The sequence below is a fragment of the Gloeomargarita sp. SKYB120 genome (assembly GCA_025062155.1).
GTDB lineage: Bacteria > Cyanobacteriota > Cyanobacteriia > Gloeomargaritales > Gloeomargaritaceae > Gloeomargarita.
The window spans coordinates 26,106-32,569 of the sequence record JANXAM010000027.1; the positions used below are offsets into that span (position 1 = coordinate 26,106).

General features: G+C 55.6%; 6 protein-coding genes. 5 read left to right on the forward strand and 1 reads right to left on the reverse strand.

What is annotated here, in order from left to right; all coding sequences use genetic code 11:
* The first annotated feature begins 8 nt into the window (after positions 1-8).
* The 5 genes from arsC to NZ705_09765 all read left to right on the forward strand — a co-directional run bounded on the left by arsC (position 9) and on the right by NZ705_09765 (position 5,987).
* Complete coding sequence (gene arsC, locus NZ705_09745) at positions 9-404, forward strand: arsenate reductase, glutathione/glutaredoxin type (GenBank protein MCS7293232.1); 396 nt, start codon at positions 9-11, stop codon at positions 402-404.
* A gap of 471 nt (positions 405-875) precedes the next feature.
* Positions 876-1,889: a DnaJ domain-containing protein gene (locus NZ705_09750; protein MCS7293233.1), complete on the forward strand. Its 1,014-nt coding sequence runs from the start codon at positions 876-878 to the stop codon at positions 1,887-1,889.
* 138 nt (positions 1,890-2,027) lie between these two features.
* Positions 2,028-2,237, forward strand: coding sequence for a hypothetical protein (locus NZ705_09755; protein ID MCS7293234.1), 210 nt, complete (start codon positions 2,028-2,030; stop codon positions 2,235-2,237).
* Between the two features lie 464 nt (positions 2,238-2,701).
* Entirely contained in the window at positions 2,702-3,766 is a 1,065-nt protein-coding gene (locus NZ705_09760; GenBank protein MCS7293235.1) for a glycosyltransferase family 4 protein, read from the forward strand.
* Between the two features lie 55 nt (positions 3,767-3,821).
* Positions 3,822-5,987, forward strand: a complete 2,166-nt coding sequence (locus NZ705_09765; protein MCS7293236.1) for an amylo-alpha-1,6-glucosidase — start codon at positions 3,822-3,824, stop codon at positions 5,985-5,987.
* Between the two features lie 2 nt (positions 5,988-5,989).
* Here NZ705_09765 and NZ705_09770 read toward each other — a convergent pair.
* A partial coding sequence (locus NZ705_09770; protein ID MCS7293237.1) for a M48 family metalloprotease occupies positions 5,990-6,464 on the reverse strand: 475 nt, incomplete at its 5' end.

A 6,464-nucleotide genomic window follows, 5' to 3' on the forward strand; every position in this document is an offset into this window, starting at 1 on the left:
GTTCGGCGATGTACCGGATTATGTTTGTGTGTAAGAAAAATTCGCGGCGGTCGCAGATGGCGGAGGGATTTGCGCGGGCGTTGGGGGGCGAGAAGGTGCAGGTGGCTAGCGCCGGATTGGAAGCCAGTTTTGTGGACCCCTTAACTGTTCAGGTCATGGCGGAGGCCGGGATTGACATTAGCCAGCAAACGTCGAAACCCTTGAGTGATTTCCGGCCTGAGGATTTTGATGCGGTGATTTCCCTGTGCGGGTGTGGGGTGAGCTTGCCGCCGGAGTGGGTAACGCGGGATTACTTTGATGATTGGCAACTAGAAGACCCCGAAGGCGGCGACATGGAAACCTTCCGGCGGGTGCGCGACCAGGTGAAGGAACGGGTGGTCAAGTTGCTGCAGGAATTGCCCTGATCTAGCCTAGCTACGTTAGATTGCTTCGTTGCTGGTGTAGTATGGGATGTCCCGTCCGGTTGCTCTTCGGTGGCATCTACAAACGCTTCACCCAGCAGGTCTTGTGGCTCCCGGTCAAACTCTCGAATCTCGCGACAGTCAGCCAGTCTTAAAAGATGTGACCTCTGGCACGGCGATAAATTGGGCTAGCTCAGTTGAGGAGCGTGGCTCATTTTGCACGTGCGCCGGTTACAGGTGTGCAATCTCGTTCTCGCCATTGTCAACGATGGAGCGTGTTTGTAACTGATGCTACAGACCTTGCCGCGACCTTCCCACTAGCCATTCAGCGAATTGCTTGGGCAATGGGACGCTCTTGCTAAAATTGTAGAGACTGTCACCCACGAGACGGGAAGGTTAGATAGCTAGATATTGAGTTTCAGTTGGTACTGTGCTTTTCATGGGCAAAAGGAAAAGTTCTAGGAGGACAGCATAGTGAATTACTATGAAATTTTGGGCGTCAAGCCTACAGCAACAGCTGACGAAATTCGAGCAGCCTATCTACGGTTGTGCAAAGACCTGCATCCAGATAAGTTGCCCCACCTAAATGAGAATCTACGTAAGATTGCAGAGGAGCAGCTTAAGGTAATCAATCAGGCTTATGCGACTCTCAAGGATGAGACACTGAGAGCAATTTATGACCAGATGATTGGTGTACAAGTGCCGTCCCCTAAACCTACTAGAGCCACTAATCTGACATTTGATGAACTGCTTTCTTCATCAGTACTAGAGGAGGGATTTCGTGACCTTGTCAAGGAAGAAGAAAGGTTGTGGAGAGACTTAACAAGAGAATTATATTCTTTGCGAAGAAAGCACAACATAAAGGAGAGTCAAAGTTTTCTTGAACTCATATTCCCCAGTGATTTAGCCGATAGATTGTCTCAAATAGCTTTAACTATGATTTTTCTGGTGATACTCCTAGTTTTCCCAGTACTACTAGTAGCATTTTTGAGCTTTTGCATCGTTGGCACCTTTAGATTGATATGTGAAAACGGTGAGCTTAAGCTTAGTGATGATGTTCGCCAAAAACTAGAGAAAGAAGAACTCATTTTTTCTCGGCTAGTCCAACAGTACTGGCAAGTGTCCAAGTCTTTCAGTCTAAGCTTTGCAATCCATAAAGTTTTTGGCCGCATCTATCCGAGCGCCTATGTAGCCGAAGTGACCAAGAGCCGCCGGAAGTTTGATAAAAAGCTTGCAGAGTTATTGAATCACAGGAAAAGAATAGCTAAATTATGCAAAGACCTTGATCCCAGCTCTCTAACAGTAGAATTTGTTTCTCATTTATCGGCATCAGAACGGCTGATTTTGGTGAGAATTCTTCAGCAAAAAATTCATGAGATAAAGGAACAGACAGAAGCTTTGGTGGCCACTCTCATCGGATTGGTAGGAACTGCAGTATTAATTAGCATTCTATTTGGTTCTTTCGGTGCTAGTAGAAGGCGATTTTAACTTCTCAATCTTCAACACTGTAGTTATAGTAAGAAAAGAGCTAGTTATAGCAGTAATGTCCATTCAGATAATAGGGGTTCTCCAAAACCAAAATATAGCGATAGGGTCAAGGAGTTGCTGAAGCGTCGCAAGGAAAGGGTGCAGTTTTTCAAGGAACTCCATCCGAGCGCGCTGACCAGGGAATTTGTCGCCGGCCTATCCCCCTGTGAGCGGTTGCTACTCGTCAAAGCTCTGCAGCAAAAAGCGGAGGAGCTACAGCGGCAGCAGGAGCAGGAAGCCTGGGGAGACTTCCTACGGATCGCGGGAACAGTTGTGCTCCTAGGGATTCTGATTCAGTCGGGGAGATGAAAGCAAAAGCAGGAACGGGGCTGCGCCTGGTGACCTCGAGAACCCTAGGAGCAATTACTCAGCGTTTTCCAGCAACGAACCACAGATTGGGCAGGCTGAGCCATTGTAACAGTCAAAGCAGATCAGATGGCTGCGACCGTAGGTATTTTGGCAGCGTTTGGCCCATTGAAAGTCGCTGTAGGAGAGTTCTCTGCCGCAACGGTCACACCGCACTGTGTTCCACATTGCCCACTCCTCGCTGGCCTCCCTAGGCTTAGTTACTACAGATGGGGGTGACCCGTCAAGAGCAAAGGGGCTTGCGCCAGCCGGACAAAATCGGAGCCTGGCTTAAGTCACTTGTTGGTTAGTCAAACAATACGGCTGCGCCCTGGAACCCCAGGGATAATAAACGTCTTGTCAAAAGCCGCCGGTTTTTGCTAATTCCTGGGATATTCGCCGTTGGGTCGCCGCTTGGAGGTGTAGAAATGCGCATTGCCCAAATTGCCCCTTTACACGAGAGCGTTCCACCCAAGCTCTACGGGGGAACAGAACGGGTTGTCTATTGGCTGACGGAGGAGCTGGTGCGCCGGGGCCATGAGGTCACCCTATTTGCCAGCGGCGATTCCCACACCCAAGCGCGGTTAATTCCCTTTTGCCCCCAGGCGCTGCGTCTGGACCCCAACGCCGTTGATACAGTAGCCCCCCATCTGCTGATGGTGGAAAAGGTGTTTCAGATGGCCCAGGAGTTTGACGTGATTCACGGCCACGTGGACTATTTCCCCTATTCCCTGGCGCGGCGGCATCCCCAGGTGGCGTTTCTGGCAACGTTACACGGGCGCTTGGACATTCCTGAATTAGGCCCCCTGTACGAGGAATTCCGCGATATTCCAGTGGTTTCGATTTCCAACGCCCAACGGGGACCCATCCCCCAGGCTCGCTGGGTCGGGACGGTCTATCACGGGTTGCCTCTGGATTTGCACCCCTTTTACCCCCAACCGGGGGATTACCTGGCGTTTTTGGGGCGGGTCTCGCCGGAAAAAGGCTTGGATACGGCGATTGAAATTGCCACGCGCCTGGGCATGCCCCTGAAGGCATCCATCAAAATTGACCGGGTGGACCGCCCCTATTACGAGTCCCAGATTGAACCCATGGTGCGCGCCAATCCGCTAGTGGAACTCATCGGCGAGATTACGGAGAAAGAAAAAAGCGACTTTCTGGGTAAAGCTTACGCGGTGTTGTTTCCGATTCGCTGGCCGGAACCCTTTGGGCTGGTGATGATTGAAGCGATGGCCTGTGGAACGCCGGTGATCGCGATGCGCTGCGGCTCGGTGCCGGAGGTGATGGTGGATGGGGAAACGGGGTTTATCGTGGATTCGGTGGACGCGGCGGTTGCAGCAGTACAGAAAGTCGGGGAACTCAGTCGCCAGCGGGTCCGACAAATTTTTGAAGAGCGGTTTAGCGTCGAACGCATGACCAACGACTACGAGGCGCTCTATCAGCAATTGCTGGCGGAACGGACGACCGCGCCATCCCCGATGCCTACCCCTTAGCACTAGCGGTTGCGGACTGCTAATCTAGGAACGTTGTACGGGAAGCGGGTACCGCATGGCGGACGACATCATCCAGTACCAGGACCAGTACTACATCCGGGCGCAGGCGTCGCTGGTGGAAAGCCGGCCCCACGTGCTCAAACACGACAATTGCTTTGCGATTTTTGACCGGCTGGGGAACATGCGCCCGCTGGGGTTGGGGGACCACGGCTTATTCCGGGATGACACGCGGTTCCTGTCGCGCCTGGTGCTGGATTTGGAAGGGAAACAGTTCCTGCTGCTGAGTTCGGAGGTGCGCGAGGACAAGGACATCCTGGCGGTGGATTTGACCAATCCCGAATTCACCACGTCCCAGGGCCAGTTCATCGGCCAAGATACTATTCATGTCTTCCGCACGACCTTCCTGTGGCACAACGTGGCTTACCAGCGCATCCGCGTGCATAACTACGGTTCCCACACTTTTCGCATCCCCATCACGCTGCGGTTTGAAGCGGATTTTGCCGATATTTTTGAGGTGCGGGGCATCCGGCGCAATCGCCAGGGCAATGGGTTGCCTTCTCTGGTGCAATCGGAACGGGTGGTGCTGCGCTACTGGGGGTTGGATAATGTCGAACGCCAAACCCATCTGCTCTTTGCGCCTGCACCGACGATGGTGGCGACCGACTTGGCCCAGTGGTGGGTGACCCTGGCGCCGCAAGCCGAACAGGACCTGTGGCTGACGGTGGTGTGCGCCTACGCGGGCGAAGCGATGACGGTGCTGAGCTATGACCAGGCGTTGCAGGCGGAACGTAGCCATCGCCACAAGTTGCGCAGCCAGTCGGCCCACATTGATACTGGCAATGCCCAGTTCAACGATTGGCTGAATGCGTCGCGGGACGATTTGTTGATGATGCTCACGGAAACGCCCTACGGGTTATACCCCTACGCTGGGGTGCCCTGGTTCAGCACGGTGTTTGGGCGGGACGGGCTTATCACGGCGCTGGCGACCCTGTGGTGGTATCCCGACATTGCGCGAGGGGTGTTGTTGTATCTTGCAGCGCAGCAGGCGACCGAGGAAGACCCCAGCCGGGACGCTGAACCGGGTAAAATTCTGCACGAGCAACGCCAGGGGGAGATGGCCAAAACGCGGGAAGTCCCCTTCGGCCAGTACTACGGAAGTATTGATGCCACGCCCCTGTTTGTCGTGTTGGCGGGTCGGTATTTCCGGCGCACCGGCGACCGGCAGTTATTGACCCAGTTGTGGCCCCACGTGGAAGCGGCGTTGCGCTGGATGGATACCTATGGCGACCGGGACGGGGATGGGTTTGTGGAATACGCCCGCAAGGTGCATACGGGGTTGCGCAACCAGGGCTGGAAGGACTCGGACGACGCCATTTTTTATCCCGATGGCACCATTGCCGAACCGCCCCTGGCGCTGTGTGAGGTGCAGGGCTATGTCTATGAGGCCAAACTCCAGGCGGCCCACATGGCGGAAGCGCTAGAGCAATGGGAACGGGCGGCGGCCCTGCGACAACAGGCGTTGGATTTGCAACAGCGGTTCTGGCGGGCGTTTTGGTGCGACGACATTGGGGGTTATGCCCTGGCACTGGACAGCGAGAAACGCCCCTGCCGGGTGCGCAGTTCCAACATGGGTCACTGTTTGTTTTCGGGCATCGCCCACCCTGACCATGCCGCTCGCATTGCCGCCCAAATCCTGGAACCTCATTTCTTTAGCGGTTGGGGGATTCGCACGGTTCCCCAGGGCGAAGGTCGCTACAACCCCATGTCCTACCACAACGGCTCTATCTGGCCCCACGACAATGCCTTGATTGCCGCTGGCCTGGCTCGCTATGGCTACAAGGAAGAGGCAGTGCGGGTATTGACGGCCCTGTTCGACGCCAGCCAATTTCTGGACCTGAAACGCCTGCCGGAACTGTTCTGCGGGTTTGCCCGCCGGCAACGGGAAGGCCCGACCCTGTATCCAGTGGCCTGTTTGCCCCAGGCGTGGGCGTCCGCCAGTGTGTTTTTGCTGTTGCAGGCCTGTTTGGGGCTGGAAATCGAAGGGGCAACCCAGCGGGTGTATCTGCAACAACCGACCTTGCCCCTGTGGTTACCCCATGTCACCCTGCAGAACATTGCAGTGGGGGCTGGTGCGCTGGATATCGGGCTATACCTGCACCACGGGGGCGTCAGTATCAATGTGCTGGGACGCCGGGGCCGGGTGGATTTGATCGTGCAATAAGCTCACAACCGGCTCAGCACCCGCTGGCGGTAGAGGGTGGCATCCATGCCGTCGCCGCTCAGGTTGGGAGGAAGCAAGCGCTGGAGTGCGGCAATGCGGGTTTCGGGGGCGGGATGGGTGCTCAAGAAGGCCAGCGCTGGGGGATAGCCGCGCAATTTCCCTAAAAACTCCGGCAAGCCCCGCCCGTCGTAACCGGCTCGCAACAAGTACTGCAGGGCGCTGGCGTCAGCTTCAAACTCGTGCTGGCGACTCCGGGGACGGCGCAGGGCCAGTTCGATCAACAGGGCGTTCAACTGGCTGCCATCCGTGCCGAGCAAGGCGCTGACCCCCTGGGCGATGGCAACTTCTCGTAATTGCTGCACCAGGTGCCGGTGGACGATGTGGCCAATCTCATGCCCCAGGACCCCTGCCAACTGCGCTTCGTTATCGGCAGCTCGCAACAGTCCCGTGGTCACGTACACAAATCCCCCTAACGTG